The organism is Microcella sp. (assembly GCF_046296455.1).
Taxonomy (GTDB): domain Bacteria; phylum Actinomycetota; class Actinomycetes; order Actinomycetales; family Microbacteriaceae; genus Microcella.
In genome coordinates, this window is sequence record NZ_JBKBLF010000011.1 from 47671 (window position 1) to 71596 (window position 23926).

Consider the following 23926-nt stretch of genomic DNA (forward strand, 5'->3'; position numbering starts at 1 on the left):
GCCGTGCCGCGAGAGGATAGGACCATGAGCGACTCGACCGCCCCGCACGCTCGGTCGATCGCGCCCTCCTCTCGCGGCACGGCGACCGCACGCCGCATCGAGCGCAGCGCGGTCGCCCTCGTGCTGCGGCACGGCTACGAGGCGACGACCGTCGACATGATCTGCGCCGACGCTGGGGTCTCGCAACGCACGTTCTTCAACCACTTCCCCACGAAAGACGTCGCCGTCATCGGGCTCGACATGCCGCGCCTTGACGAGTCGCGGGTGCGCGCCTTCATCGCGAGCAACGAGCCGAGCATCCTGGCCGACGCGGCCGCGCTCATCTCGCTCCCCTCCATCCCGGGCGCACCTGATACCGACTTCATGCGGCAGCGAATGCGCGCCATCACCTCGAGCTCATCGCTCATGCAGCGACAGCTCGAGCGGTTCGCCGAGATCGAGGCCGAGCTCGCCGACGTGCTCGAGTACCGCATCGCCCGCGTCTCGGGGCCCGACGAGTCGCCCGCCGAAATCACCGAGCAGGCGCGCCTGACCGCGCATCTGCTCGCCGGGGTGCTGCGGTACACCGCGAGCGCGCTCATGCACGAGGGCGCGGCTTCTCCGGCCGAGTTGCTCGAGCAGACCCGGCGGCGACTCATCACGCTGCTGCCGAAGCTCAGCGGCGGCTAACCGCATCGGCGCGCAGGGGCTGCTGCTGCTGCAGCAGGTAGGCGCGCACGGCAGGATCAGTCGTGAGACCGATCGCCCGCTGCCGGGCGGCCGCCTCCCGTTCAGCTACGACCCGCGATCCGTCGTCCGCGCGCTCGGAGCGCAGCACGGCCGCTCGGCACACCCAGTAGGGCTGGTAGTCGCGCACGACATCGGCGGGCAGGGCGTCGAGCAGGGACCGCGCTGCGCCCGTGTCGCCGTCGTGCAGGGCTGCTCCCGCCGCCGCGACCACCGCACCCGCGCTCGGCGCGGTCGCGATGAGCACGGTGTAGAGCTCGCGGATCGCGCCCCAGTCGGTTGCGCCCGTGTCTGCGCGCGCGGAGTGCACCGCGCTGATCGCGGCCTCGAGCTGGTAGCGGCCGGGCCGGTCGACGCCCGTCGCGATGAGCGCGCTCGCCCGATCGAGCGCCTCGTCGCCGCGTGCCCGCCACGCGGCGCTCCACCGCGTCGTGTCGTGCTGGTCGAGGGGAACGAAGCGGTCGACGTCACGGCCCCCGCGACGACCCTCGCTGTAGCAGAGCAGGGCGAGCAGGCCGTGGGCCTCGGCGTTCGCGGGAAAGCTCGCCGCGACCTCGTGGGCGAGGCGGATCGCCTCGGTGCGCAGGTCATGGGCGCGATCGCGCACCTCTCCCTCCGCACCATCGCCGACCCCGTACGCGGCGTAGATCGCGGCGAGCGCGGCGCCGACGCGGCCGGCGCGCTGATCGGCCGAGGGATGCGCGAATCGGATGCCCGCATCGCGGATCTTCGCCTTGCCGCGGGCGAGCCGCTGCCCGAGCGTGGCCGGCGAGGTGAGAAACATCGGCGCGATGCGGGCGGCATCGATGCCGAGCACGACCTGCATCATGAGCGGCGCGTGCAGGCGCGCGTCGATCGCGGGGTGCGCGCACACGAGCAGCAGGCCAACGCGCGGGTCGAGCTCGTCGTCGCTGATCGCGTCCGTGCGCTCGTCATCGCGCTCTGACGCCCGGTCGAGCACGGCGTCGTCGCCTGTCGGCGACTCGTGGGCCGAGCGGCGCAGGGCGCTCACCAGGTGGTTGCGCGCGGTCACGCGCAGCCAGGCCTCGGGTTCATCGGGAAGCCCCGCCGTCCAGGCCGTCGCGGCCGACTCGAAGGCCGCCGCGACCGCGTCCTCCGCCCCGTGCAGGTCGCCGAACCGGCGGAAGATCGCGCCGACGAGCCGCCCCCACGAGCGGCGATGCGCGCGCTCGAGAGCGTCGCGCACCGCCGTCGTGCTGGTCACGGTCAGCAGGTCAGCTCATCGGGGGCAGCACCGGGCGCACCTCGACGCTGCCGCGCTCGGCGGCGGGGCACCGGCTCGCCCACACCAGCGCCGCGTCGAGGTCGTCGACCTCGATCACGAAGACCCCGCCGAGGTGCTCTTTGACGTCGGCGAACGGGCCGTCTTGCACCTCGACCGATCCGCCTCGCAGGCGCAGGGTCGTCGCGATATCGGGGGGCTGCAGCCCTGCGGCGGCCGACATCACGCCGCTCTCGCGCAGGGCGGCGACGTAGCCGGCCCACGAGGCCCAGTAGCCCTCGGCCTGCTGCGGGTCGGTGCGCGCCGCGTAGTCGTCGGGCGACTCCATGGCCAGGATGGCGAACTGCATCGTGATCGATCCCTTCCGCGCCGCGCCTCAGTGCCCGGCGCGAGCCGCGAGCGGCGACCCGGTCTCGAGCAGGGACTTGAGCCCCGAGAGGATCATCACCCATCCGTGCCCCAGATTGCGAGCGCTGGGGCTCTCGGGCAGACCGCGGTGGGTCAGCGTCAGCACGGTGACCCCGGGCAGCGGCATGCTCGGCGGCGCGAGCTCGATCGTCACCGTGCTCTCGGGCAGCGCGGCAACGTCGGGCTGCCAGTGCCCTGCGAACGACATGTGGATGCTGCGCCCGGGCTCGATCCCGAGCACGGTGCCCGTGATCATGTCGGCCCCGCCCGCGGTGTACCGGTACTGCTCGCCCGCGGTCGCCGGGAACTCGGCGCTGAAGCCGTAGTAGTAGGCAGGCGTGATGGCGCCATCGGTGAGGGCGTGCCACACGGCGTCGGCCTCGGCGCGGATCGCGAGGCTGATGACGGGCGCGAACGCGGTGCTGGTGGTCATAGTGCGCTCCTTCTTCTCGAGACGACCGCGACGTGCGGTGTCAAGAAGAAGACGCACGGCATCCGGACATTTCGACATTCGCGCCCAGAAATCTCGCACGAACCACGAAGGCCGCCTCCCGATCTCTCGGGGGCGGCCTTCGCAGAAGAAGTTCGCGGTGTCTCTCGACGACGCGCTGACTCGGGATCGAGTTAGCGGCGCAGACCCAGGCGCTCGATCAGCGAGCGGTAGCGCTCGATGTCGATGTCTTGCAGGTAACCCAGCAGACGGCGGCGCTGGCCGACGAGCAGCAGCAGACCACGACGCGAGTGGTGGTCGTGCTTGTGCTCCTTCAGGTGCTCCGTGAGGTCTTTGATGCGACGCGTGAGCATCGCCACCTGGACCTCGGGAGACCCAGTGTCACCGGGATGGGTTGCGTACTCGTCGATGATCGCCTTCTTGACGTCTGATTCCAGTGCCATAGAGGGGACCCCCTTCTCTGCTCGTTGCGCGGCGCCCGTAGCAGGATGCTCGAGCTCTCTTGATCCGCGGCCGTTGGACGGCAACCTTCAGAGACTACCAGGGGTGCGAGCGCGCGCCAGTCTGCCGGTTCGCGCGCGTATAGAGAGGAAGTATCATTTGGTCAACAACCTTCACGAAAGTTGGTTCCAGATCTGATGCTGCAGGAGCTCGATCCGTTCCTCACCTTTATCGGTGGAGCCTTTGGGGCATCGCTGGTCGGTCTCGGAGGCGCGTGGCTTGCGTCTCGAAGAGAGCACAAACGATGGATCCGAGAACAACGGCTATCTGCCTACCTGGGGTTGCTTTCAGCGGTCGACAAGTACACAACCGCCGCCATGATGGACACGGCGAGTGAAACACAAGGCCGGTACTTCGATCACCAGGCCTTCGCACAAGAACTCCCCAGCGTTGCAGCCGTGGTTACCCTGCTGGGCCCTAAGCAAGTAAAGACAGCCTCTCAGCAACTCAGGGAAGTCATGAAAAGAGTGCTGGAAGATTCCCAGGTTTCTGACGAAGACAAGAAGGACATCGAAATTGCTCGCGCGTCCTTCGTTCAGGCTGCACAAAAAGCCGTTTCGCTATCCGAATGAAGCCACCGTTCGTGATTCTCGCCTGGACTAATCGAAGAGGTCATTAGATGTACATCACCAGAATTCGTCTGAAGAACTGGCGAAACTTCCAAACGCTCGATGTCAACCTTCGGGACTACGCCTACATCATCGGCCCGAACGCAGCAGGCAAATCGAACCTGCTCGACGCCCTGAGATTCCTCCGGGATATCGCTCGAAGTGAAGGGGGAGGGCTGCAGACTGCGCTTTCGAGCCGTGGAGGCGTCTCGAAAGTTCGGTGCCTCCATGCTAGGGGCGACTCCGAGATGAAGATCGAAGTATGGATCTCAACGGAACTTGATCAGCCGCAAGTTACGTGGACCTACGAGATTGGCATCAAACGCGAAGGCAAAGGCGCGCAGCGAACGCTTGTCACGTCCGAAGTGGTCACGCACAACGGCACGACAATCCTAAGAAGACCGGAGAAGGCCGACCTAGCAGACACCGAGCGATTGACTCAAACAAGCTTGGAGCAGATCCAGGCCAACGTGAAGTTCCGAGATCTGACCAAATTCCTTGCCGACATCTCCTTCATTCATCTCGTGCCACAGCTACTGAAGTATTCCGACATCATCGGTGGGAACCGCGTAGAGAGCGATCCGTTCGGACAAGGGTTCCTGGAACGAGTGGCCCGGTCCACAGAAAGAAGCCGGAGTGCCAGGCTGAAGCGTATCGAGGGTGCTCTTAAGGTCGCAGTCCCTCAATTCACTGACTTGCGATTCGTGAAGGATGAGGCAACTGGCCGGCCACATTTGGAGGCCCGGTACGCACACTACAGGCCGAACGCAGGTTGGCAACGCGAGGAAAGCTTCTCGGACGGGACCCTGAGACTAATCGCGCTTCTGTGGTCACTTCAAGACGGGGAGTCAATCCTGCTCATGGAGGAACCTGAACTCTCTTTGAATGACGCCATCGTTCGTCAAATACCCGCGCTCCTCAAGGGTGTCAGAAAGACCACCAAAAAGCTCCGCCAGGTGATCGTCACAACGCACAGTGAGGCGTTGCTCAACAGCGACCTGATTGACGCACGTGACGTCGTCCTTCTGGAAGTGGGCGAGTCCGGAACAACCGGCAGAAGCGTGGATGAAGCGGAGCTGAAGGCGATAGCCGAAGGCCAAAAGATTGGCGAAGTCATGATGCCCAAGACGATGCCGGCCGGCCTAAAGGGCTTCACTAACTGGCGTTGAAGCGCTCAGCTCACGCCTGGAAGCACTCAGGTCCAAGAAGGATGCGACGGTGAGTACTCACGCGACCTCGGCGGTCTTGCGCACACGCTTCAACACCACTATCAGGTCAGCGACCTGGGCCTCGGTGAACAGGGCTTGCGGGCCCGTCGGCGCGAGGCCGGTGAACGGGTCTTCGAAGAGCAGGCCGGGCTCGACGATGCCCCGCATGGTGAGCTGCGAGACCAGCAGGTCGAGGAACGCCAGCTGGTTGGCAGTGAAGGTCTGGCCGGCGATGAAGTCGGCCAGGGCATCCTGAGCGGCGGAACGGTCGAGGCCGAGCAGAGATCGCACGAAGAGGCCGAGCCCGTCGCTGTCGTTCGCGGCGAATTCGAGCTCGCTCGGCGTGAACTCCCCGCTCTCGCGCATGATCGCCTCGAGCGATTCGAGGTCGAGAGCGGTGAGCTGCTTACCGTGCCGCACCTTGAACAGCACGGCGTCATCAGCACGGGCGCGCAGGAAGGCGAGAGCCTTCGCGCGGAACCGCTCACGGTCGACTCCCGGCGAACCAGGGACCAGATCGATGTCGGTCACCGGCCCCAGGGTGTCTTCGAAGTCGGTGTACACGAGCGGCCGCTCGCGCGGGTCGAGCAGGCGCACGAGGTCGCGCAACCGCACGCGCATCTGCTCGAGCATCGGCACGGTCACGTCGACCCACCAGTCGACCGAGGCCACGCGATCGATGAACTCCAGTTGCGAGGCGATAGCCGGAATCGCCTTCTGGTGCGCGAGCGCATCGGCGATTCCGCGCACGGCATTGCCGACAGCGGTGAGCGCGAGCGCGTCTGTCGCCAGCACCGCCAACTGGCCGCGCAGGGCCAGAAGGTCGAAGCGCTTCGCGGCCTCGTCGGTGTCGCTGGCGTCGGCTGCTGAGGGAAGAGAACCCAGCGCCGTAGCCACCTCGTAATCTGCTTCGCCGAGCGACAGCCAGGTCTCCCCCGCCGCGAACCTCTCGACCTGTCGCCGCTGCGGCCGCACGAGCACGTTGTCGAGGCTCATGCCGGCCACGCGCCCCTGGAGGCGAGCGACGAGCAGTTCGCGCAGCCCCGCCAGCTCGGGGTCAGCATGTGCCCCGGCGCCCGAGCTCTGATCGATCGTGCGAACGAGCTCGACGCGTGCCGTGACGAGCCGCTCGGTCAGCGAAGCCGTGCGCGTCGAACGGTCGGGGGGCAACTGCTGATTGAAGTACTCGATGTTCTGGCAGACGTCGAGAATCACGAAGTCTTTCTTGTCGTCACCCGGCCCATAGAGGTCAGGGCGCAAGCGGGTTCCCCGGCCGACCATCTGCCAGTACTTCGTCTTCGAGTGCACCTCTTTGAAGAACACGAGGTTGACCACGTCGGGCACGTCGATGCCGGTGTCGAGCATGTCGACTGAGACGGCGATCTGCGGAAACTTCGCCGGCGTCGAGAAGTCGTCGATGAGGCTCTGCGCGTAGTTCACCTGATGCGTGATGATGCGCGCGAAGTGACCGGCGTAATGCGGGTAGTTAGCGTCGAAGCGCTCGACGATGAACTGCGCGTGCCGCTGGCTCTTGGCGAACACAATCGTCTTTCCGAGAAGGTCGCCGCCGTTGACCCGCCGCCCCTCGGTCATGAGCGCCTGAAGCACCTTGTCGACCGTGTCGGCGTTGAACAGCCACTGGTTGACCGCGGCGGCGTCGACCTCGTCGGGCACCTCGCCGTCGGCCCACTCGAGAAGATCCCACTGCTCCTTCTCGTCTTCCGAGAGGTCGTCATAGCGGATGCCCTGCCGCACGAACGACGTGGCCACAGCCTTGCCCACCGGGGGCACGAGGTAGCCATCGGCGATGGCGTCGGTGAGGTCGTACGAGTCGGTCGGCACGCCGTCTTCGAGCCCGAAGAGGCTGTAGGTGTTGTGATCGACCTCGTCTTTCGGCGTCGCCGTGAGGCCCACGATGTGGGCGTCGAAGTACTGAAAGATTGCTCCGTACTTCTGATACACCGAGCGGTGCGCCTCATCGATCACGATCAGATCGAAGTGGTTGGGGCCGAAGCGGCGAACGCCGCCATCCACCTCGTTGATCAGCCCCATCATCGTCGGGTAGGTCGAGATCATCACGCGGCCGTCGACGCCCTTTTCGGTCACCAGGTTTACCGGGCTGGAGGCGGGCAGGTGCTCTTTGAACGCCGCAGTGGCCTGGTTGACGAGAGCCACCCGGTCAGCCAAGAAGAGCACGCGCTTGACCCACCCCGCGCGCATGAGCTGGTCGGCGAGGGCGATGACGGTGCGCGTCTTGCCTGACCCCGTAGCCATGACGAGCAGGGCACGGCGCTGCTGCTGCTCGAACACCTCACCCACACGCCGAATCGCGCGGTGCTGGTAGGGCCGCTCAACAACGACCTCGTTGATCGGGATGCTCGCGAGCGGCACACGCGACGTGCGCCTCTGCACCGCAAGGGCTAGCTCGTCGCGCGTGGCAAACCCCTGCACGGCGCGCGGCGGGTAGAAGGTGTCGTCCCACAACCAGTGTTCGTAACCGTTGGTGTAGTAGATCAGCGGGCGCTGGCCGAACTGTCGCTCGAGCGCGTCGGCGTAGAGCTCTGCCTGTTGCTGACCCGCGTGTGGGTCTTTGCGGGTGCGCTTGGCTTCGACCACTGCGAGCGGCAAGCCGTCGGCACCCCACAACACGTAGTCGACGAAACCGACACCGCCAGGCGAGTTATTGGGCATGCCCGAGACCTCGAATTCGCGGTCTCGTGCCTGGTCGAGCGGCCAGCCTGCTTCAGCTAGCAGTAGGTCGATGAACGTGTCGCGCGTTGCGGCTTCGTCGTAGTCGTGCGTGTCGACGAGGGCGGCCGCAGTCTGTTTCGCGGCGGCAATCTCAGCACGCGCAGCCTCGAGCTCGGCGGCGAGGGTGGCGTTATCGGCACGGGCAGCGGTGAGCGCAGCATCCGCAGCCGCAACCTGTTCGGTGAGGGCTTGTAGTTCGGCCCGCGACTTCGCGGCCGCACCCGGCTGGGGGCGCGGGATGCGGGTCAGATCGAAAACTCGGCCCGCCTCGGGGCGAGCGTCGGCTGACGGTGCGTAGTGGGTGGCAAGCCAGAACAGCACGTGAAACAGCTCACGAACAACGGGCACACTCTGCGTCTCGCCAAATGCACCAGCGCGATGCACGGCGTCATTGCCGCGGCGCCGAATGATCTGCATTTTTGCGATCACGACAGGGGGAACCAGTCGAGCGAACGTGGGCTCGTGCAGGCGAGCGTTGAGGTCGCGTTGGTAGGGCTGGCGAAGTGCGGTGTCGTACTCGTACATCCACTCAACGGCGAGCTCAAGCGCACGGCGCGCGTAGAACGACGACGTGCGCGGGTCTCCGACGGCGTACCCCTCGGCACGGCGCGCTTCGCTCGCGAGCGGCACGAAGCGCCCCTGCAAGAAGTCGAAGTTGCTCACCCGGCCGTGCCCTTCATTCGTCTGCCGCAACTCTAGAGGCGAGACGTGACATCGGGTCGACTATTCGGCGCAGGACCTGCGTTTAGGCGCCTGCGAGGCTCCACATCGCAGCACCAGCGAAAGCAGACGCCAAGGCGATCGTCGCTACGCACACACCCAATGTTTCGAGCGCGCGCTTGTCGAACTTGTGTTGTCGAACTGCCGACGCCGCAGTGGACGCGAAAGCCACTGCCAGAACCAAAATCACCGCCCTCGTTGCCAAGTCTCCGGTGAGTGAGAAGACAGCCGCTGCCCCCAAACTCAACCAGATTGCAGGCCACATCAGCCAAGTTGCCACGACTGAATGAGTAGCGTCGCCTGAGGCCACGATCACGAAACTCCACGAATCTTGGACGAACCATCGACCGAGTATCGAGACGCCAACGCCCGTCGCTCCGAGCGCCGCGGCTGCAAGCGGGTAGGCGATAGTCAATGCGACAAGCCCGGCGGCAAAGATGATCGACCCGACTACTTGAAGTGCGACGCCAAGAACGAATCTCGGCTTGCCCGAACCCGAATTCAGTGGGTGCGTCGTCATTTGCTGCTCCTTATGGGCTGGTTGAGCAGGCGCGAAATCGCCTGTCGCGAAACGCCGAGCTCCCGGGCTATCTCGGCAACAGGTCGCGCAGCCGATGCGGCCTCAAGTGACTCTCTGCGCAAGTGGGTGACGCGCGTTGCCTGCACCAGCAGGTAGCGCGCAACTTCCTCAGCGAGAAGCGCGTTCGCGAGTTGGTCTTGTTCCGGATCAAGCGAGAACTCTGCGCCTTGCTTGAGCGCAGCTTCCATGACTTCCGGAGCGACTGACAAGCGGACCATTCGTTGTGCGTAGAAGTCGACCTCATGCGGCGCCCGATAGGCACTCAACAGTTCGCGAAACTGGGGCATCGACACAACGCTATCAAAGCGCAAGGGAGGGGTTGACGCAACCCCTCCCTTGCGCTTTATTACAAAACTACTAGCACCTCACAACCCGCAAGCCGCCCGAAAGCAACTGGGCTACCGGCGGATAGGTGAATGCGAACGACAAGCATCTCCGCTGACTCTGCGCGTCGGTTATGGCCTTGAGGTTCGCCCACGTCAAGGTCGCGACGGCAGCGATGCAGGCGGCCCGAATCGCGAGATGCGGTGCCCTCGTGCAAAGGTGAGCTCCCACTGCGCCGGCGCCAGCGCCCCCTGCGACGATGCTCGCCATGAACGCCACTTCCGATCGGTTGTACTTGACGCACATTGCGGGATACCACCCGCCGAGAGCGCAGTAGCTGTAACTGGGGTCTGCGACGATCGGGTACTCGAATCCCGCGCCGTGGTGCTCCACAATCTGAACGAAGCCTTCGGCAGTCACTTCGTATCTAGTGGGAACACTCGCTCCGTTGCTGTCTTTCGCCCACGGAGGAGCAACCGCGCCAGCGAGATCCTCTCCCGAAATCACAAGGAGAGACCCATCATTTAACAGTTCCGCGGTCGTGCCCTCAGGGAGGTCGTACACGTACTCTTCGGGCGACTCTGCTGAATGCAGGATCGTGCTCACCCTTAAGCCGTCATCAAGCACCTGAACCGCGATGTCTGCCAGGCCATCGGAATCGACGTAGACGGCGGTTCCATCATCAGCAAGTGTGAGCTCACCATGCGCCTCGTTGTTGGGCAGGCCGAGTTCCAGAGCCTCCATCGGTCCGGGGGTGTCGACGACGAGGCCCTGGTCGGGCGCCGTTGGCACGGTGATGTCGATCTCGCCCGCCGTGTAGACAAGATCGCCAGTGTGCGTGTTCGCGTCGGGCTGCTGAACGTTTGCGACCGGGGCGGCGTCTGCCACCGCGTCGCTGATCTCGTTCGCGTTGACGACGTCCGTTTCGCTTGCGTGCACCACTCCTGCCGGCACGAGGATCGCCGTGGCAGCAAGTAGAGCGGTTGTCCAGACGGAAATACTTCGTCTGTAGGTGTTCACATTCATCCCGGTTCCCGCTTTCTCGTGTGTGTTGGGGATATCGGCAGGAGCACATTGTCTGCGTACGCCCAACCTGTCGACCCCCAGTACGCTCGGAATGCGTCTGGATCGGGCCCGCCCTCCCCTATCAATCCCCCGCTTGCGAGAGCAACATATCCTCAAGTATTCAGCTCGAATAGTCGGCCCTTTGGAGGACACCTCGCTCGACTGGCTCAGTCGAAGTAGTCCTCGTCGACCTCGACCACGTCGTACGTCTTCTTCACCTGCACGCCCACGCGGTACTGAATCATGAGTTCAGCCAGGCGTGGGCCGTCGATCAGAACGATGCGCTGGGGGATGCTGTCGGCATACTCGCGCGCGCCCTGGCTGAAGCGGCTGGTGGTGACGAAGACGCCCTGGCTGGCTCCACGCCCGGCGAGGGCGCCGATGAAGCCCTGCAGTTCGGGGCGCTGCACCGCGTTGTCGGCTGCGTAGCGCTTGGCTTGCACGTAGATCTGGCTGAGGCCCAGGGCATCCTGATCGATGACGCCGTCGACTCCCCCGTCGCCCGAGCGGCCAATGCGCTGGCCGCGCTGCTCCGCACCGCCGTAGCCCATCGCGTTGAGAAGGTCGACGACCACCTGCTCGAAGAAGTCAGGATGCTGCTCTTGCAGCCGCCGAATCAGCTCGGCCGCCGCGTCGGCCTCGAAGCTCTGGATGCCCGCCTCGATCAACTCGGTGGGGTCGTCACTGTCGTCGAACTCGCGTGCCACGAGCGTCGCGGTGCGGGTCGACGGGCGGCGGGTCGGTTCGTACTCGTTCCACACGGGTAGAGACTTCACGTCGGCGTCGGTGATGATTCCGGGATGCTCGGCCAAGAACTCGCGGCCGAAATCAGTGATCACGTTCACCCCGCGCGCGGGCTTGTCGACCGCCTTTGCCCGATAGAGGGCCGAGAGGGCCCAGCCGACCCGGTTGAGCGCGCGCGAGTCACCGTCGCCGAGCGTCTCGGCCCGCTGCTCAGGAGTCAGACCGATGTGATCGCACACGGCCTCCTTGAGTGCGCGCGAAGGCCACTGCTTCCCGTCGGACATCACTTCGAGCACCGGCTTCAGGAATGCGTGCCAGGTCGGGATGGTGCTCACAGCGTTGTCGTTCTCGTTCACAGTTCTCCTCGGAAGGCTCGATCTTGAACAGCCTGCAATAGCTCCGCTGCCAATTTTGTCTGGATGTCGACAGAGCGGCGTTGTACGCGAATCGCGCGGACGGCCTCGGAGAATTCTCGTTGCCGATCGATCGAGGGAACGTCGATCGGTAGAGCCCTGATGTCCCTAACGTTCAAGTGCCGCGACGTGGAGCCAACCAGAAGCTGCGTAAGGCGGGAAGGTTGAAGCACCACGAGAAGGTACGCGAGAAGGAATTCAGGAAGCACGAGCTCGGTGTCGGGTCGAATCTGAACCAGGCGTTGGCCCATTGATGCCTCCATGTCTGGCTCAACAATGGCACCCACGCCGAGCGTGCCCTCGCGGCTCAGGATCAGATCACCCGCCTTGAGTACTGCCCGTCGAGTTCTGACTTCGTGGGTCTCCTCGGAAACGAAACGGGTCTCCGAGAAGTCCCACTCCCCCAAACCGAGGTTCGAAGTTCGCAGGCAGAGCACGCCTGTGTCTGTCCAGGTAGGTGTGGTGTGAGGGCAGTCAATGATCGCTTCGGTCACAGTACTCAGTGGCACCGCTAACGCATGACGACTGGTCAGCAGCGGGTCGCCGAACATCGACATGAAGATCGCCGATGACGCCTCACGGAAGAGGTCCTTCTGCGCGTCGCACTTGGCTGTGATGCTCGAAGCTAGGTCGAGGATGGAGGCGATTCGGCGTTGCTCGGGGAGGGGCGGGGGTTCGAACGGCAACTCTGCGATGTCCGCGCGGTTCACCTGGAGGAACGTCGCACCTCGTGCTTTCGACTCCAGGAGAGTTCGGTTCGCTTCGAACCAGTGCCAGACATACGACCCGTCTACAGTTTCTCGCGGTCGAAGTGCTGCCACACCCCGACCGAGGCAGTACTCGCCGTCTGACCAGACTTTCGAACCGATTGACGCACGAATTCCAATCACGATGTCACCCGGTCGGCTCAGTTTCGACGCCGTGATCGTGTACTTCTTGGGTCGCGGAACTGAACCAGCGAAGTCGCCGGCGCCTGCGATCAGGGGCCAACCCTCGCCGCGGTCGTTGTACTGATCTCCAGATGGCGCCTGGCCCATGATCACGTCCACGTGATCCGACAGGACGCTCAAGCTCCTGTCCTCAATGAGTTGGCAAGGGCGGCAGTCGCCGCCGCGATCTCGGCCTCGAGGGCCTGGAGCTCGGCGATGATCTCGAGCGGGTCGCGGTGTTCGACCTCCTCGTGCTCGACCTCTTTGTAGCGGTTGAGGCTGAGGTCGTATCCCGCGTCGACGATCTCTTGGCGGGGCACCAAAAAGCTCTGCGCGGTGCGGGGGCGTTCCGCCTCGGGTGAGCCAGCATCCGTCAGCGTCTGCCAGCGGGCGAGCACGTCGGGCAGATCGCTCGACGCGAGCGGGGTGCGCTTGTCGTCGAGGCTGAAGCCGTCGCTCTGCACGTCGTAGAACCACACGTGGTCGGTGCCGCCCGAGCTGGTCTTGGTGAAGAACAAGATGGCGGTCGAGACTCCGGCATAAGGCTTGAAGACGCCGCTGGGCAACTTCACCACGGCGTCGAGCTTGTGGTCGTCGACGAGCATGCGGCGCAGGGCCTTGTGTGCGGTCGACGAACCGAAGAGCACGCCGTCGGGCACGATCACCGCGGCACGCCCGCCGTTCTTCATGATGCGCAGCATGAGAGCCAAGAACAGCAGCTCTGACTTGGTTGTCTTCACCATGCGGGTGAGGTCGTTGGCGATCGACTCCGCGTCGACCGAGCCCGCGAACGGCGGGTTGGCGAGCACGAACGAGAACTCGCCGTCGTCGGCTCCGACGCCTTCGGCGAGCGAGTCGCGGCGCTCGACCTTGGCCGCCTCGACGCCGTGCAGCAGCAGGTTCATGCTGCCGATGCGGCTCATGGTGGCGTCGGAATCGAAGCCGCTGAAGGCGTGACGATTGAAGTGATCGCGACTGGCAGCATCCGCCCAGATCTCGGGGTGGTGTTCGCGCAGGTACTCGCTCGCGACCGTCAAGAAGCCGGCCGTGCCCGCAGCGGGGTCGACGATTCGGTCGCCCGGCTTCGGCGCCGTCATGTCGACCATGAGGCGGATGATGTGGCGCGGGGTGCGGAACTGCCCGTTTGTGCCCGAGGTGGCGAGCTTGCTGAGCATGTACTCGTAGATGTCGCCCTTGGCGTCGGTGTCATCCATGGGGATGGCCTCGAGCAGGTCAACAACTTTCGCCAGCAGCGCCGGGGTCGGAATCGTGAACCTGGCGTCTTTCATGTTGGCGGCGAAGCTCGAGCCCTGCTCGCCCATGGAGCGCAACATCGGGAAGACGTGGCCGTCGACGACCTCGAACATGGCGGCCGGGTCGAGGTTCTTGAAGCGCGACCAGCGCAGGTCGTGCATCGGGCGCGGCGTGCGGCCCGGGGGCTCGCTCTGGCCTTCGCCGAAGACGGGCTTGGTGATGGGTTCGCGCGTGACCTGCGCGCGGTTCTCGGCCAACAGCTGCAGCTCATCGAGGCGACGGATGAACAGTAGGTAGGTGATCTGCTCGATCACCTCGATGGGGTTGGCGATGCCGCCCGACCAGAAGGCGTTCCAGACCGCGTCGACTTGGCTCTTCAGTGCTCCGGTCACCATCTTGCAGAGCTCTCCTTGTCGCACGTGTCAGCCGCGAGAGCGGCTCGTCTTCGAGTCTGTCAGAGACGGGTGACGACCTCAGAACGCCGAGCTGACGATTGCCAAGAGAGTCTGGGCGATGAACACAAGAGACACACTCGCGCCCACCACGAGAGCGCCGAGAAGCCACACGCGATTGCGCACGATCGCCCGAGCCACATCACGATCAATCTGCGCGAAGCGCGCAACGACCTCGAAATCAGGCAAGCCTTCGGGCAGGGCGCTACCCCATGTCGACAGCCGAGCCGACGCTTCGCTCAGTCTCGCGACCTGATCAGCGCTGAGGGCTCGAGGTTGACGAGTCATCCAACGCGGCAGATCGCCTTGAGTGAGCACCGCGACCGTAGGCCTCTTCGTGCCGTACTTCACCTCATTCGCGCCAACGACCACGATCATCGGCGTTACTCTCACCGGTCCACCCATGACCGACGAGAGCTTCTTGCCCACCCGCTCAGCCTCGTACTGGGCGTTGCGCACGTACTGCGTTGGCTGGCCGTTGACCTTGACTGACCCGCCACCTGCGAACACGCGCGCACCGATGTGCCGCTTGGCGTTGATCGTGAAGACGCCCGACGGCCCGATGACCAGGTGGTCGATGTCAGACCCACGAACTCCGATCGGGACTCCGTGGATCACCACCCACTCTGTACCGAGCGACGCCAGTCGGCGCGCCACTGCGATCTCTCCGAGTGCTCCGCGATACCAAGAGCGGGTGTCGGGCGGTAACGGGTGAACCCCCAAGATGCGGGCGAGCGCTCCTTGCGGTTGGTCACGTTCGTGACGCGCGACACACTCTCGCATGACCCCGATCGCGGGCGGTCGAGAGCGAAGGTCGACGTGATCGTTCACGTCGTCGAGCCTAGCCGAGGGCAACTCAGTTGTCGGCGGAGTTCGAGGGCACCAGCTGCCCCGCGGTGGTGAAACCGGCCCGGCGCCGAGCGACCGTGACGATACCCGCGATGATGAGCCCCTGGCCGAGGCAGTACGCGAGCATGATCGCCAGGTCGAGGTCGAGCACCGAGAATCCGGGCAGGAAGCGGTCGAGGGCGAGCAGCGTGTCGCTGACCAGAAAGACCACGGCGCCGACGGCCACGAGCGGGCGCGTGGCGAGCGCGCAGACGGCAGCGGCTCCGAGAACGAGGCCGTAGAGCGCGACCGGCACGAGCAGCCCGCCCAGCCAGAAGGCGAGCACGGCCACCATCGTGCTCCACCAGACGACCCCCAGGGAGACCGCCCAGCCCGGCACCCGGCGCGTGCGCATCGGCCCGAGGTAGAGGGCGATGTACGCGAGGTGCGCGAGCCCGAAGGCCCCCATGCCGAGGAGGAACCCGATGTCGCCCGGATTCTGCAGCAGCACGTCGCCGAGCCATGAGAAGACGAGCGCGAGCCCGCCCCACAGCAGCAGCGGCGAGCGCCGCTCGGGCAGCGCCAGCACGAGGGCGACGAGCAGCGCCGGCATGAGCAGCGGCTTCGTCGCACCGACCAGCCCGGGCGACCCCGCGGCGATTGCCACGAGATGCACGACCGTCACGACGATGAACGGGGTGAACGCGGGAAGCGGGCGGAAGGTCGGGCGCACGAGGCTCAGGCTACGCCCGCCGCCGCAGGACCTTCGTCCTGACTCGGGGCGCGCCCCTCGCGCGTGGCGACGGCGCCCACCAGACTGGCGCCATGCTGCTGCCCGCGATCGTTCTCATCACCCTCGCCCTCGTCTTCTACACGATCGGCGTCTGGGCCGAACGGGCGCAGAAGGTGCTCAAGCCCTGGCACACCGCGTTCTTCGGGCTCGGGCTCGCCGCCGACGCGAGCGGCACGTACCTCATGAGCCTCATCGCCGAGCAGAATCGGGCCGAGGGGGTCGAGTCGAGCATCCTGACCCAGATCATGGCCGTGAGCGGCGTGATCGCCCTCGTGCTCATGGCCGTGCACCTGCTGTGGGCCGTCGTCGTGCTCGTGCGCGGGCGCGAGGCCGAGCTGCACCGGTTCCACCGCTTCTCGGTCGTCGTGTGGGCGATCTGGCTCGTGCCCTACGTGACGGGCGCGCTCGGATCGAGCCTGTCGTGACCGCGGCACCGCTGACCTACACGGTCTCGGCGAGCGCCGATGCCGACGGCGGCATGCTGCTCGCGGCGGGCGACGATCTCGCCCTCGAGACCCGCTGGCAGCCGGATGCCCCCTCGACGCACCCCGGCCCTGCCGAGCTGCTCGCCGGAGCCTTCGCGGCCTGCCTGCTCAAGAACGTCGCCCGGTCGGGCGCCATGCTGCCTTTCGCCTACGAGAGCGTGCGGGTCGAGGTGACGATGCACCGGCAGGATGCTCCCCCGCGGTTCACCGCCATCGAGTACACCCTGCACCTCGTCACGACCGAACCCGCGCACCGCATCGAGCTGCTGCACCGCAACCTGCAGAAGTTCGGAACGGTCTACAACACCCTCGCCGCCGTGTGCGAGGTCTCGGGAACGGTCACGACCACCCCGCCCGCTGGCTGATCAGTCGGCGACGACCACGACCTTGCCGCGCAGGTGGCCGGTCTCGAGCCGCTCGAAGGCCGCGCGCACCTCGCTGAGCGGGTAGCGCGCGGCGACGGGCAGCTCGATCGTGCCGTCGGCGACGAGCGCCGCGAGGGCGTCGAGCGTCGGCGGGTGCACGGCCCCGCGCCCGACGTTGCGCACGCCGTAGAGGGTCGCGTCGGCGGCGATCGTGTTGACGCGCTCGGGCGGCACTCCCAGGGCGAGCGCGGTCTCGATGGTCTCCGTGCCCGACTGGTCGAAGACGGCCGTGATGCCGTCGGGGGCTGCGGCGGCGAGCCGCTCGCGCAGACCCTCGCCGTAGAGCACGGGCTCGACGCCGCGCGACCGCAGCCAGGCGTGGTTGCCAGCGCCCGCCGTGCCGATGACGTGCACGCCGCGGGCGACCGCCAGTTGACTCAGCACGCCGCCCACGCCACCGGCGGCGGCACTCACGACGATGACGTCGCCACGGTGCAGGCCCTGCGACTCGAGGGCGTCCCACGCCGTCTGGCCGGCCAGGGCGATCCCGGCTGCCACGTCGAGCGGAACGCCCTCGGGCACGCGGGCGACGACGGATGCGGGGGCGACGACCAGATCGGCGAACGCGCCCTGCGGGATGGAGCCGAACACGGCATCCCCCACCGCCAGATCGTCGACGCCCGACCCGACCGCCTCGATACGGCCGGAGAACTCCCGGCCGACCGCGACCGGCAGGGGCAGCTGGATGCGCGAACGCCCCGAGCGGATCTTCCAGTCGACCGGATTCAGCCCGCCCGCCGCGAATCGCACACGCACCTCGCCCGGGCCGGGCGGCGCGATGTCGAGCTCGTCGATGCGCAGCACCTCCGGCCCCCGAACTCGTGGTAGCGAACGACACGGGATGAAAGCGACGACGCGGTCATGCCCCCAGCCTAGGCATCAGGACCTTCGGCCCTACTGCCGGCACCGCGCGTCGCGCTGGAATGGGTCGGTCGAGAGGAGCGCTGCCATGGTCATGGGATTCGGGGGAATCACCGAGCTGACAACAGACCAGTGCTGGCAGCTGCTCCGCTCACGCGACCTGGGGCGCATCGCCGCGAGCGCGGCGGGCATGGTCGACATCTTTCCGATCAACTACGCGGTCGACAGCACCGAGGCGATCTACTTTCGCACCGCCCCGGGAACGAAGCTGCTCGAGCTGGCGATCAACGACCGCGTCGCGTTCGAGATCGACGACCACGACGAGATCGAGGCGTGGAGCGTCGTCGTCAAGGGGCGCGCCGAGCGCGTCGAGCGGCAGAGCGAGATGGATGCCGCCGAGCAGCTGGGCCTGAGCCCGTGGATTCCGACCCTCAAGTACCGGTGGGTGCGGATTCGCCCGAGCGAGATCGCCGGGCGGCTTTTTTCTCTCGGTCCCGAGCCCGCGCGGCTCTAGGCTGACACCGACACGGCGGTATCCGCTGCCGTGACCGCCATCCCGAAAGCAGGAACCTCCATGGCCGCGACCACTGCAGCCCCCTCCCCCGTCGTGCTCGAGCGCGGCTTCGTCATCGCCTCGGCGATCTCGGCGATCGCGCTCGGCATCGCCGCCCTCGTGTGGCCCGGCGCCACGCTCATCACCGTCGCGCTGCTGTTCGGTGCCTACCTCGTCGTGAGCGGCATCTTCCGCCTCGTGATCGCATTCACGAGCGACAGCCTCAGCACGGGCGTGCGCTGGCTCGTCGGCGTGCTCGGCGTCTTCATCATCATCGCGGGCATCATCGCCCTCAACAACCTCGGTGGCACGTTGCTCGTGATGGCCTATGTCATCGCGTTCGGCTGGATCTTCGACGGCGTCGCCGCGATCGCAGGCGGAGTTACTGGACGTACCGCGCTTCCGCGATGGCTCGCCGTACTTTCTGGCGTGGTTTCAGTGATCGGCGGCATCGTCCTGCTGTTCCTTCCCGGGCTCGGCATCGTTGTCTTCCTGATCACGGGCGGATGGATCTTGATCGCGGTCGGCATCGCGACGCTCTTCTCGCTGCCGCCCAAGAAGGGCGCCGAGGCCGCCGCCCCGGTCGAGACGGCCGCCGCCTAGCTAGCTGTCGAGGGCCCCGCGCACGATGGAGTCTCCGGAGTGCGTGGGGTCGCCGTCGAGCGGCTCGGCGCTGATATCGACGACCGAGAACTCGGCGAGGTCTACCGAGGCCGGCACGATGAACTCGCCCGAAGCGCCCGTAAGGTAGCCGAGGCTGATGAGCCCGTCGATTCCCTCGGTCAGCAGCCAGACCTCGCGGGCGACTCCCTCGTCGACGGCGGCGTCGAGCGACACGCGCACCACCCGCTCACCGTCGGCGAGCTCGGCGACGGTCGCCTGACCCGAGGCCCCCGACCAGGCGGGCAGGGCATCCAGCTGCGCCGTCGCGATCTGCAGGCCAGCATCGCGCGGCGCGGCCGCGCCCCACGCGAGAACGCCGCCCGCGACGAGCGCGGCAGCGGCGGCCGAGGCCGCCACGGGCACGAGCAGGCGCCGGATGCTCGCACGCCGCTCGCGCACCGCGTCGAGCCGCACCACCTCGGGCGCGGTGCTCGGCGCGGCGGGCTCGGCCGCGAGGATCGCGGCGCCCGGCACGAGGGTCGGCATCACGGGCTCGAGGTCGGAGGGCAGACCCAGTTGCCCGCGCACTCCCTGCCACACGCGGGCCGGAGGCGCCTGCAGCGCCGACTCGCCCACGGTCGAACGCGCGACTGAGATGGTCGATCGCAGCGCGTCGACCTCGTGGCGGCACGACGCGCAGTCGGCGAGGTGCTCGAGCACCGCGGCGTCGGTGAGGGGCTCGCCGAGCGCGACAAGCGCCAGCGCTTCAGGATCAGCGTGCTCCATGACTCACCTCCAGGCGTCCGCGCAACTTCGTGAGGCTGCGTCTGATGTGCGATTTGACGGTTCCCACCGGGATACCGAGGCGTTCGGCGATCTGCAAGTGGGTCAGGTCGTCGAAGAATGCGAGGCGCACGACGGCGCGGGGCAGCGGCTCGAGCCGCGCCATCTCGTCGGCGATGAGCAGCCGGTCGGCCAGGTCGGCCTCGGGCGCTGGCGCGGTGTCGTCGCCCGTGATGGCGGCCACCTGCTCGGTGATCGAGCGCTCGCGGGTGCGGGCCTGGTGGGTATCGGCCACGGTGTGACGGGTGATGCCCACGAGCCAGGCCGAGAGCGACGCGCGCTCGGGGTCGAACCGCTCGCGGCCCTGCCAGGCGGCCACGAACACCTTCTGCGTCACGTCTTCGGCGTCGGCGGCATCGCCCAGCGAGCGCAGCGCGAGCGAGTACACGAGCGACGACCACTGGCCGTAGATCTCGGCGAGCGCCCGTTCGTCGCCGCGGGCGAACCGCAGGGCGACGTCGTGGGCGCCATCGAGGGCTGTCGACATGACGGCAGACCCCCTTCGACGCGTGGATGGCGGGATGCTCGGGGCATCCATCGGCGTCATGGTAACCGGTGCACCTGTCATGACACCTTCTCGGCGGTCACGATGTAGTTGTCTTTGTATGAACCGGCTTGCCGATCGAACTCGCCGCCGCACGTGATCAGGACGATGCGCTGCTCGCCGATGTTCGAGAAGTAGCGATCGATCTGCACCTCCGCCTTCTCGATGCGCTCCACGGAGACGACGCGGTACTCGTGCCGCGTGCCGTCGGCATCTCTCACGACCACGGCCATGCCGTCGCGCGCCTCGCGCAGGCGTGAGAACGGCCCGACGCCTTCGACGATGTTGTCGACGTGCGCGGCGAGCACCGTCGCGCCGGTCGGACTGTTGGGCGCGGCACCGAACTTGTACCAGCCGGCCCGGAACGGGCTGACGGGCAGCCCCATGTCGCCGTTCGGCTCGATCCCTTCCGGATCGACGCCCATGTCGAGATCGAGATCGGGCATCACCACGCGAACCGGCGGCGACTTGACGGTCGTCAGCACGTCAGAGCTCGATACGAAGGTGTCGGTGCGCGCCGAGCGGTAGGGGTCATAGGCGACAGAGCCCCGCTCCCGACCGGCCTCGAGGCCGGCGGGAGCGGAGCATCCGGAGACGAGCAGCAGGCCGACGAGAGCGAACCCGAACGCCGACGCCGACCTGCTGCTCATCATGATTCCCCCGGTTCTTTCTGGTGTTAGCGCTCGACCGACGCGGTGCGGCGACGCGCCACGACGACACCCGCGGCAGCGAGCAGCGCCAGCAGCGCGGCGGCACCGGCGATCAGGGCCGTGGTGTCGGTGCCGTTCTCGGCCACGAGACCCGCCGAGCCCGCCGGCACGTTGGCCGGGGTGTCGGAGATCGTGAAGACGATCGGCGAGTAGGGACCGCCAGCGGGGCCGAAGGCGTGGATGAAGTAGTGCGTGCCCGCGGCGAGCGTGGTGCCCGAGAGGTCGATCGCGGTGGCGCCGCCCTCGGCGACCTGCACCGCGATGTCGTAGGTTCCGGCCGGCACTGCGCCCGACTGCTCGTTCGCGTCGGGGGCGTTGCGGAGGCCCGAGAACAGGGCGCCCACACCCTCAGCGACGACGTTGACCTCGGGAGCGTTGGCGGTGTGGCGCACCGTCACGCTCGCCTCGCCGTCGCCGACAGCGTCAAGGTCGTTGACGAAGGGCTGGATGGTGACGGGGTTGCCGTCGGCGCTCTCGCTGGGCTGCGCGACGAGCGTGTACGACACACCGGCCTCGACCGTCGCGGTGTACGTGATGTCGCTCGTTCCGGCCGCGGGGGCAGCTGCATCAGCGGCGACGATGTCGACGATGTACTGGCCCGGCTCGGCGTCGACGATGGCTTCGAAGGTTCCGGGCTCGAAATCTTCGAGGGTGAGGGCGCCGTTGAGGTAGACGTCGACGGTCAGACCGGGAACAGCGTGCACGACCCAGACGTCGGCCGTGGTGTCAGAAACGGCGTTCGCCGGGGCGGCGACGCCGACGGTGGCGAGGGCGGCGACGCCCAGCCCCGCGAGAATACGGTTGCGCATGGTTCCTCCTTGGTAGGTCCCCCGAGGGGGTGATCCCCTCTCGGGGCGTCAGGCGGAAGTGCCTTCACCTACTACTTCTCGCGCAGGGGCCCGTTCGGATGCGCGCCAGCCTGGCAGTCGGCTGAGAGAACGCCCGGCGAACGTCGAGCGGCGCCGCTCAGACGAGCACGGTGTTGAGGCTGCTGACGCTCACGATGAGACCGGCGACCCACAGCACGAGGTTGACGCCGCCGAGGGCGAGACCCGCGACGGCGAGCCCCCGACCGCGCGTGATGCCGTTGCTCGTCTCGCGCAGCGCGCGACCGCCCATGATCGTGCAGATCGTCAGCAGGCCGGCGTTGGCGACGAAGATGAGGGCGAGCGTCACGAGCACGGGCGCCCAAGCCCCCTGCACGTCGCCGCTCGAGATCTGCTCGGCCGCGGCCCGGCTCAGTTGTGCCGCCACGAGGTTGCCCAGCACCGAGACCAGCAGCGGGGCGGCTCCTGTGACGAGCGCCCAGGTCGCCGCGCGGCTGCGCGCCGCCGGGGGCGTCACGCGACCCTGGGGCGGGATGCGCGCGGGGATCTCGTCAGGTTCGGCCGGTGCGGCCGCCGTCGGCGCCTCGGGGGCCGCAATAGGCACCGGCGCCTCGGGGGCCTCACGAGGCGCCGGCGCAGATGCGGCGGGCGGCACGGGCAGAAGCGGAGTCGGCGCGGCGTGCACCGGGGCTCCGCACTGCGTGCAGAAGCGGGCACCGGCGCGCAGCGGCGCACTGCACACGGCACAGTTCTGCATCGAGCGTCACTCCTCGTACCCTCGTCCGCGGCGCGCGGCTCGGTGCTCGCCAGGCTAGCAAGGCCGACTCGGCACGGCCTCCCCCCATTGACGGGCGGCGGGCGTCGGAGCACACTGGAGGCAGATCAACTCGCCGCCCAGGTGCGCCGGAGGCTTCGCCCCGCCACTGGGCGGCGAGTCTGCGTCGGGGCCCGCTATCGCCCGGCCCGTGCGCGTGCCACCATGACGCTGTGGACCGCACGATCGACTACTCGCCGCTCTTCTCGCCGCCGAACCCCGACGAGGTCGCCGCGTATCGTCGCGCGACGCTCGCCGCGCGACCAGAGGCCCAGGCTCAGCAGATCGTGCGCATCGTGAGCTGGGTGATCGGGGGCGGCATGGCGGTGCTCATCGGCATCACACTGCTGTTCCCCCTCGTCGTCAGCGCGGCCTCGATCGTGTCGGGCGACGCCGACCTCATCGACCTCGTCGGACTCCTCCCCCCGCTCGTGCTGGTCGGCGTCGCGATTCTGCTGATCGTGCGCGCCCTGCACGGCCGCCGGCACGACTGGCAGAACCGCCTGCGCATGGCGCGCTTCGCCGAGGCGAACGGGCTGCTCTACTCGCCGCAGAGCGAGGGGCCGTCGTACCCGGGCGCGATCTTCGGCATCGGAACCTCGCGGCAGGTGACCGACCACTTTCGCACGACCGACGACCGCTTCATCGACTTCGGCAACTACCGGTACGTGACCGGCAGCGGCAAGAACCGCTCGACCCACCACTGGGGTTTCCTCGCGCTGCACCTCGATCGCGCTCTGCCGCACATGCTGCTCGACTCGCGCGCCAACAACGGCCTGCTCGGCTCGACGAACCTGCCCGCCGTGTTCTCGCGCGAACAGGTGCTCTCGCTCGAGGGCGACTTCGACCGCCACTTCACCCTCTACTGCCCCGCCGAGTACGAGCGCGACGCGCTCTACGTCTTCACCCCCGACCTCATGGCGCTGCTGATCGACGAAGCGGCGCCGTTCGACGTCGAGATCATCGACCGGTGGATGCTCGTCTACAGCGCCCGTCCGTTCCCGCTCGGCGACCCCGCCACCTACCAGCGCCTGCTGCGCATCGTGACGACGGTCGGCGCCAAGACGCTCACGCAGACCGATCGCTATGTCGACGAGCGCATCGGGCAGTTCGAGGCCAACATCGTCGCACCCGCGGGCCAGCGGCTGCGCCGCGGCTTCTCGTGGGCGAGCGCCGCCGTGATCGCGATCTTCGTCGCCGTCTGGCTCGGGGGCATCCTCAGCAGCGTGCTGCGCTGAGCCGCGCGATCGTCGGCGATCGCGG

The 23926-nt window shown here is 67.1% G+C and carries 27 protein-coding genes; 8 read left to right on the forward strand and 19 right to left on the reverse strand.

The window, feature by feature from the left end; translation table 11 throughout:
* Positions 1-24 precede the first annotated feature (24 nt).
* Positions 25-669, forward strand: a complete 645-nt coding sequence (locus tag ACK4HH_RS07505; protein WP_409650307.1) for a TetR/AcrR family transcriptional regulator — start codon at positions 25-27, stop codon at positions 667-669.
* On the opposite strand, the gene ACK4HH_RS07510 is transcribed toward ACK4HH_RS07505, so the two are convergent.
* The 4 genes from ACK4HH_RS07510 to rpsO all read right to left on the reverse strand — a co-directional run bounded on the left by ACK4HH_RS07510 (position 656) and on the right by rpsO (position 3271).
* On the reverse strand, positions 656-1951 hold the full coding sequence (locus ACK4HH_RS07510) for an RNA polymerase sigma factor (RefSeq protein WP_409650309.1): 1296 nt from the start codon (positions 1949-1951) through the stop codon (positions 656-658). The two genes, ACK4HH_RS07505 and ACK4HH_RS07510, sit on opposite strands and share 14 nt — an antisense overlap.
* Positions 1952-1961: 10 nt before the next feature.
* Positions 1962-2318, reverse strand: coding sequence for a YciI family protein (locus ACK4HH_RS07515; RefSeq protein ID WP_409650312.1), 357 nt, complete (start codon positions 2316-2318; stop codon positions 1962-1964).
* A gap of 27 nt (positions 2319-2345) precedes the next feature.
* Entirely contained in the window at positions 2346-2810 is a 465-nt protein-coding gene (locus ACK4HH_RS07520) for an SRPBCC domain-containing protein (protein ID WP_409650315.1), read from the reverse strand.
* 191 nt (positions 2811-3001) lie between these two features.
* Positions 3002-3271: a 30S ribosomal protein S15 gene (rpsO, locus tag ACK4HH_RS07525; RefSeq protein WP_409650318.1), complete on the reverse strand. Its 270-nt coding sequence runs from the start codon at positions 3269-3271 to the stop codon at positions 3002-3004.
* Positions 3272-3466: 195 nt separating this feature from the next.
* Here rpsO and ACK4HH_RS07530 point away from each other — a divergent pair, with 195 nt between their 5' ends.
* Both ACK4HH_RS07530 and ACK4HH_RS07535 read left to right on the forward strand, forming a co-directional pair.
* A complete protein-coding gene (locus ACK4HH_RS07530; RefSeq protein ID WP_409650321.1) occupies positions 3467-3901 on the forward strand; it encodes a hypothetical protein in 435 nt (144 codons plus the stop codon).
* Between the two features lie 47 nt (positions 3902-3948).
* The gene (locus ACK4HH_RS07535; protein ID WP_409650324.1) at positions 3949-5106 is read left to right on the forward strand and encodes an AAA family ATPase; all 1158 of its coding nucleotides are present in this window, start codon (positions 3949-3951) and stop codon (positions 5104-5106) included.
* Positions 5107-5163: 57 nt separating this feature from the next.
* On the opposite strand, the gene ACK4HH_RS07540 is transcribed toward ACK4HH_RS07535, so the two are convergent.
* The 9 genes from ACK4HH_RS07540 to ACK4HH_RS07580 form a co-directional block, all read right to left on the reverse strand.
* Positions 5164-8559: a DEAD/DEAH box helicase family protein gene (locus tag ACK4HH_RS07540; RefSeq protein ID WP_409650327.1), complete on the reverse strand. Its 3396-nt coding sequence runs from the start codon at positions 8557-8559 to the stop codon at positions 5164-5166.
* Between the two features lie 82 nt (positions 8560-8641).
* Positions 8642-9136, reverse strand: coding sequence for a hypothetical protein (locus ACK4HH_RS07545; protein WP_409650330.1), 495 nt, complete (start codon positions 9134-9136; stop codon positions 8642-8644).
* Positions 9133-9483 (reverse strand): hypothetical protein, encoded by a 351-nt coding sequence (locus ACK4HH_RS07550; RefSeq protein WP_409650333.1) that lies wholly within the window; start codon positions 9481-9483, stop codon positions 9133-9135. The genes ACK4HH_RS07545 and ACK4HH_RS07550 overlap by 4 nt, the downstream gene beginning before the upstream one ends.
* 70 nt (positions 9484-9553) lie before the next feature.
* Positions 9554-10546 (reverse strand): hypothetical protein, encoded by a 993-nt coding sequence (locus ACK4HH_RS07555; protein ID WP_409650336.1) that lies wholly within the window; start codon positions 10544-10546, stop codon positions 9554-9556.
* 206 nt (positions 10547-10752) lie between these two features.
* The gene (locus ACK4HH_RS07560; protein ID WP_409650339.1) at positions 10753-11685 is read right to left on the reverse strand and encodes a restriction endonuclease; all 933 of its coding nucleotides are present in this window, start codon (positions 11683-11685) and stop codon (positions 10753-10755) included.
* The gene (locus ACK4HH_RS07565; protein WP_409650341.1) at positions 11682-12812 is read right to left on the reverse strand and encodes a restriction endonuclease subunit S; all 1131 of its coding nucleotides are present in this window, start codon (positions 12810-12812) and stop codon (positions 11682-11684) included. The genes ACK4HH_RS07560 and ACK4HH_RS07565 overlap by 4 nt, the downstream gene beginning before the upstream one ends.
* Positions 12809-14320 carry an N-6 DNA methylase gene (locus tag ACK4HH_RS07570; protein ID WP_409650343.1) on the reverse strand — a complete coding sequence of 504 codons (1512 nt, stop codon included), beginning with the start codon at positions 14318-14320 and terminating at the stop codon, positions 12809-12811. Before ACK4HH_RS07570 ends, ACK4HH_RS07565 begins: the two co-directional genes overlap by 4 nt.
* A gap of 78 nt (positions 14321-14398) precedes the next feature.
* Positions 14399-15208, reverse strand: a complete 810-nt coding sequence (locus ACK4HH_RS07575; RefSeq protein ID WP_409650345.1) for a nuclease-related domain-containing protein — start codon at positions 15206-15208, stop codon at positions 14399-14401.
* A gap of 25 nt (positions 15209-15233) precedes the next feature.
* Entirely contained in the window at positions 15234-15938 is a 705-nt protein-coding gene (locus ACK4HH_RS07580; RefSeq protein WP_409650347.1) for a lysoplasmalogenase, read from the reverse strand.
* 92 nt (positions 15939-16030) lie between these two features.
* On the opposite strand from ACK4HH_RS07580, the gene ACK4HH_RS07585 reads away from it, so the two are divergent.
* Together ACK4HH_RS07585 and ACK4HH_RS07590 are read left to right on the forward strand one after the other, a co-directional pair.
* A complete protein-coding gene (locus ACK4HH_RS07585; protein ID WP_409650349.1) occupies positions 16031-16423 on the forward strand; it encodes an HsmA family protein in 393 nt (130 codons plus the stop codon).
* A complete protein-coding gene (locus ACK4HH_RS07590) occupies positions 16420-16848 on the forward strand; it encodes an OsmC family protein (protein WP_409650351.1) in 429 nt (142 codons plus the stop codon). Before ACK4HH_RS07585 ends, ACK4HH_RS07590 begins: the two co-directional genes overlap by 4 nt.
* On the opposite strand, the gene ACK4HH_RS07595 is transcribed toward ACK4HH_RS07590, so the two are convergent.
* Entirely contained in the window at positions 16849-17712 is an 864-nt protein-coding gene (locus ACK4HH_RS07595; protein WP_409650353.1) for an NADP-dependent oxidoreductase, read from the reverse strand.
* Positions 17713-17857: 145 nt separating this feature from the next.
* Between ACK4HH_RS07595 and ACK4HH_RS07600 the strand changes: the two genes are divergently transcribed.
* On the forward strand, positions 17858-18283 hold the full coding sequence (locus ACK4HH_RS07600; RefSeq protein WP_409650356.1) for a pyridoxamine 5'-phosphate oxidase family protein: 426 nt from the start codon (positions 17858-17860) through the stop codon (positions 18281-18283).
* 60 nt (positions 18284-18343) lie between these two features.
* Entirely contained in the window at positions 18344-18925 is a 582-nt protein-coding gene (locus ACK4HH_RS07605) for an HdeD family acid-resistance protein (RefSeq protein ID WP_409650358.1), read from the forward strand.
* Here the strand turns inward: ACK4HH_RS07605 and ACK4HH_RS07610 are convergent, their stop codons facing one another.
* The 5 genes from ACK4HH_RS07610 to ACK4HH_RS07630 form a co-directional block, all read right to left on the reverse strand.
* Complete coding sequence (locus ACK4HH_RS07610) at positions 18926-19711, reverse strand: anti-sigma factor (protein ID WP_409650360.1); 786 nt, start codon at positions 19709-19711, stop codon at positions 18926-18928.
* Positions 19698-20255 carry an RNA polymerase sigma factor gene (locus tag ACK4HH_RS07615; protein WP_409650362.1) on the reverse strand — a complete coding sequence of 186 codons (558 nt, stop codon included), beginning with the start codon at positions 20253-20255 and terminating at the stop codon, positions 19698-19700. The genes ACK4HH_RS07610 and ACK4HH_RS07615 overlap by 14 nt, the downstream gene beginning before the upstream one ends.
* A gap of 77 nt (positions 20256-20332) precedes the next feature.
* Positions 20333-20962 carry a class F sortase gene (locus ACK4HH_RS07620; RefSeq protein WP_409650364.1) on the reverse strand — a complete coding sequence of 210 codons (630 nt, stop codon included), beginning with the start codon at positions 20960-20962 and terminating at the stop codon, positions 20333-20335.
* Between the two features lie 26 nt (positions 20963-20988).
* The gene (locus ACK4HH_RS07625; protein ID WP_409650366.1) at positions 20989-21831 is read right to left on the reverse strand and encodes a DUF4397 domain-containing protein; all 843 of its coding nucleotides are present in this window, start codon (positions 21829-21831) and stop codon (positions 20989-20991) included.
* Positions 21832-21988: 157 nt separating this feature from the next.
* Complete coding sequence (locus ACK4HH_RS07630) at positions 21989-22606, reverse strand: zinc-ribbon domain-containing protein (RefSeq protein ID WP_409650368.1); 618 nt, start codon at positions 22604-22606, stop codon at positions 21989-21991.
* Between the two features lie 230 nt (positions 22607-22836).
* Between ACK4HH_RS07630 and ACK4HH_RS07635 the strand changes: the two genes are divergently transcribed.
* Positions 22837-23901, forward strand: a complete 1065-nt coding sequence (locus ACK4HH_RS07635; protein WP_409650370.1) for a hypothetical protein — start codon at positions 22837-22839, stop codon at positions 23899-23901.
* Positions 23902-23926: the final 25 nt, after the last annotated feature.

Coding starts and splice junctions, on each gene's coding strand:
- ACK4HH_RS07625 (WP_409650366.1), bottom strand. CDS start 21,831: ATGCGCAACCGTATTCTCGCGGGGCTGGGCGTCGCCGCCCTCGCCACC.
- ACK4HH_RS07550 (WP_409650333.1), bottom strand. CDS start 9,483: ATGCCCCAGTTTCGCGAACTGTTGAGTGCCTATCGGGCGCCGCATGAG.
- ACK4HH_RS07555 (WP_409650336.1), bottom strand. CDS start 10,546: ATGAATGTGAACACCTACAGACGAAGTATTTCCGTCTGGACAACCGCT.
- ACK4HH_RS07570 (WP_409650343.1), bottom strand. CDS start 14,320: ATGGTGACCGGAGCACTGAAGAGCCAAGTCGACGCGGTCTGGAACGCC.
- ACK4HH_RS07505 (WP_409650307.1), top strand. CDS start 25: ATGAGCGACTCGACCGCCCCGCACGCTCGGTCGATCGCGCCCTCCTCT.
- ACK4HH_RS07600 (WP_409650356.1), top strand. CDS start 17,858: ATGGTCATGGGATTCGGGGGAATCACCGAGCTGACAACAGACCAGTGC.
- ACK4HH_RS07535 (WP_409650324.1), top strand. CDS start 3,949: ATGTACATCACCAGAATTCGTCTGAAGAACTGGCGAAACTTCCAAACG.
- rpsO (WP_409650318.1), bottom strand. CDS start 3,271: ATGGCACTGGAATCAGACGTCAAGAAGGCGATCATCGACGAGTACGCA.
- ACK4HH_RS07610 (WP_409650360.1), bottom strand. CDS start 19,711: ATGGAGCACGCTGATCCTGAAGCGCTGGCGCTTGTCGCGCTCGGCGAG.
- ACK4HH_RS07615 (WP_409650362.1), bottom strand. CDS start 20,255: ATGTCGACAGCCCTCGATGGCGCCCACGACGTCGCCCTGCGGTTCGCC.
- ACK4HH_RS07530 (WP_409650321.1), top strand. CDS start 3,467: ATGCTGCAGGAGCTCGATCCGTTCCTCACCTTTATCGGTGGAGCCTTT.
- ACK4HH_RS07585 (WP_409650349.1), top strand. CDS start 16,031: ATGCTGCTGCCCGCGATCGTTCTCATCACCCTCGCCCTCGTCTTCTAC.
- ACK4HH_RS07630 (WP_409650368.1), bottom strand. CDS start 22,606: ATGCAGAACTGTGCCGTGTGCAGTGCGCCGCTGCGCGCCGGTGCCCGC.
- ACK4HH_RS07515 (WP_409650312.1), bottom strand. CDS start 2,318: ATGCAGTTCGCCATCCTGGCCATGGAGTCGCCCGACGACTACGCGGCG.
- ACK4HH_RS07605 (WP_409650358.1), top strand. CDS start 18,344: ATGGCCGCGACCACTGCAGCCCCCTCCCCCGTCGTGCTCGAGCGCGGC.
- ACK4HH_RS07545 (WP_409650330.1), bottom strand. CDS start 9,136: ATGACGACGCACCCACTGAATTCGGGTTCGGGCAAGCCGAGATTCGTT.
- ACK4HH_RS07620 (WP_409650364.1), bottom strand. CDS start 20,962: ATGAGCAGCAGGTCGGCGTCGGCGTTCGGGTTCGCTCTCGTCGGCCTG.
- ACK4HH_RS07520 (WP_409650315.1), bottom strand. CDS start 2,810: ATGACCACCAGCACCGCGTTCGCGCCCGTCATCAGCCTCGCGATCCGC.